Annotated in this window: 1 protein-coding gene and 1 pseudogene; both read right to left on the bottom strand. The window is 59.7% G+C overall.

Going from position 1 to position 1,686, the window contains the following annotated elements:
• Positions 1-488 precede the first annotated feature (488 nt).
• Positions 489-1,346: an MBL fold metallo-hydrolase gene (locus BMW76_RS40025; RefSeq protein WP_090874171.1), complete on the bottom strand. Its 858-nt coding sequence runs from the start codon at positions 1,344-1,346 to the stop codon at positions 489-491.
• Between the two features lie 97 nt (positions 1,347-1,443).
• A pseudogene (locus BMW76_RS40020) lies at positions 1,444-1,686 on the bottom strand (MFS transporter); the annotation flags it as partial.

The raw sequence follows: 1,686 nt of genomic DNA, 5'->3' as shown, positions 1-1,686 counted from the left end.
CAGGAAAAAACAAGCGGAAAGCTTCTCTCACGATCAATCTGCCTCTGTTTGCGCCCGAATGGATGAAAACAACGGCTTGTTCAGCGTTGCCCTAACACGCAGAAGGCCTTCTGATGTGGGCCGCCCGGATCTGTGCAGCACCCCTTTCGGCCCGTGCAGTGCGCAGTGCCCCCCGTCACCTCGCCGCGATGCGTTCGAACACGGGGAGCCCCGGTGGAGCGCATTCGAATCTTCGGCGCAATTGCGCGAACGCGGCGGCGATATGCTTTGCGCGTAACGTTCTACCCAATGCTCGTTCGATCGCTCCAACAAGCGACATTCCGACTCTTGCGAAAGCAACGGCCGGTTCATGACTTGAGCCGACGTTTGAACGTCTGCGCGATAGTAGGAGTAAATGACGCCTCATGGCCCGAGTCTTGCCACCTCATCGCAGGGCTAGACGTTGACGGATTCAAAGCGCCCCGTGCGGAAAGCAGATTCCGGCGACTTCAGCCGTTTCCCATGCGTGTAACCAACGCGAGCAAGCGAGCATTCATTTCCTTGGCCGGCAAGTGCGCGAGCCAACCGTGACCAGGAAGCAGCCATTCGAAACGATACGCGGCCAGCCTGCCGAGCGATTCGGTAAGCTCGGTCCAGGAGTACCAGCACGCGTCCCTGAACGCGACGAGGTCCTGCTCGCGTGGGCTCCAGGCAAGTGAATCACCCGAAAACAGCACACGATCGTCGAGCAGGTAGACAACGCTTCCCCGAGTGTGCCCGGGCGTCGAGATTGCGCGCACGCCGGCCGCGATGCTCGGTGCTGATCCGCCGTCGAGCAGATCCGTAGCATAGGGGGCAGCCGGCTTGTCCTCGCGGTGGATCCAGACACGCGCGCCGAACCGGCGCGCGTATTTGTCTGCGTCTGCGACGTCGTCACGATGCGTCAGAAGGATGTGCGTAATTCCACCCGAAGCGTCAAACCAATTCACCAGTTCTGCCGCATACCGCGGTGAGTCGATTAGCAGATTGCAGTCTGGCCGCGCGGCAAAATAAGAATGTGCGCCAAACGACGACCGGGCGTTGAATCCGCAGCGCCACACGCCCGATGTGATCTGCTGCGGAAAGATCGCGACTTTCGGGCGAGGCTGCTTCGTTTCGCTACGTACCGATGCGGTAGGACATACCAACACCGCACGCCAAACAGCAAGCTGTTCTTCTGACGTGACGGGCTGCCGAACGAAGACACTTCTGTCGTTTCGCTCGGCAATCAGCCCAGGCGCGACGTGACGCGATGCACCGCAATTGATGCACGCCGTGTCGATGTACCACTCGCCTGGCACGGAGTCGGTATTGCGTGGTGGCTTCATTCGATGCTCCGGTCCTGACAACGCATGGCAACCTCACAGTTCCCATGATAGATCCAGCCATCCGTTCGTTCGCGGTCGCCTCTGTTCAGTGCGGCAATCAAGAATCAGTGCCCCTTTCCCGAAGCGGAACAAAAGACAGCCGAAGCACCGTGTCCCATCCATATGCCGTCAGCAGTCCACCCGACAGGAACGAGCCCAAGGCCATCGTTCCGAATACGACGAAGTCATTGAGCGACTGCACGCGTGCCTTTTCTTCCGGGTAGTAACACTCGAGCACGAGAGCCGATGCGCCCACAAACCCGAAGTTCCAGCCGATGCCGAGCAGGGCAAGCGTGAGCAA

It is taken from the genome of Paraburkholderia diazotrophica, assembly GCF_900108945.1.
GTDB lineage: Bacteria > Pseudomonadota > Gammaproteobacteria > Burkholderiales > Burkholderiaceae > Paraburkholderia > Paraburkholderia diazotrophica.
This window is presented reverse-complemented; position numbering and strand designations above follow the sequence as displayed.

Bases quoted from the DNA above. Each gene is read 5' to 3' on its own strand.
- BMW76_RS40025 (WP_090874171.1), bottom strand. From the start codon at position 1,346: ATGAAGCCACCACGCAATACCGACTCCGTGCCAGGCGAGTGGTACATC.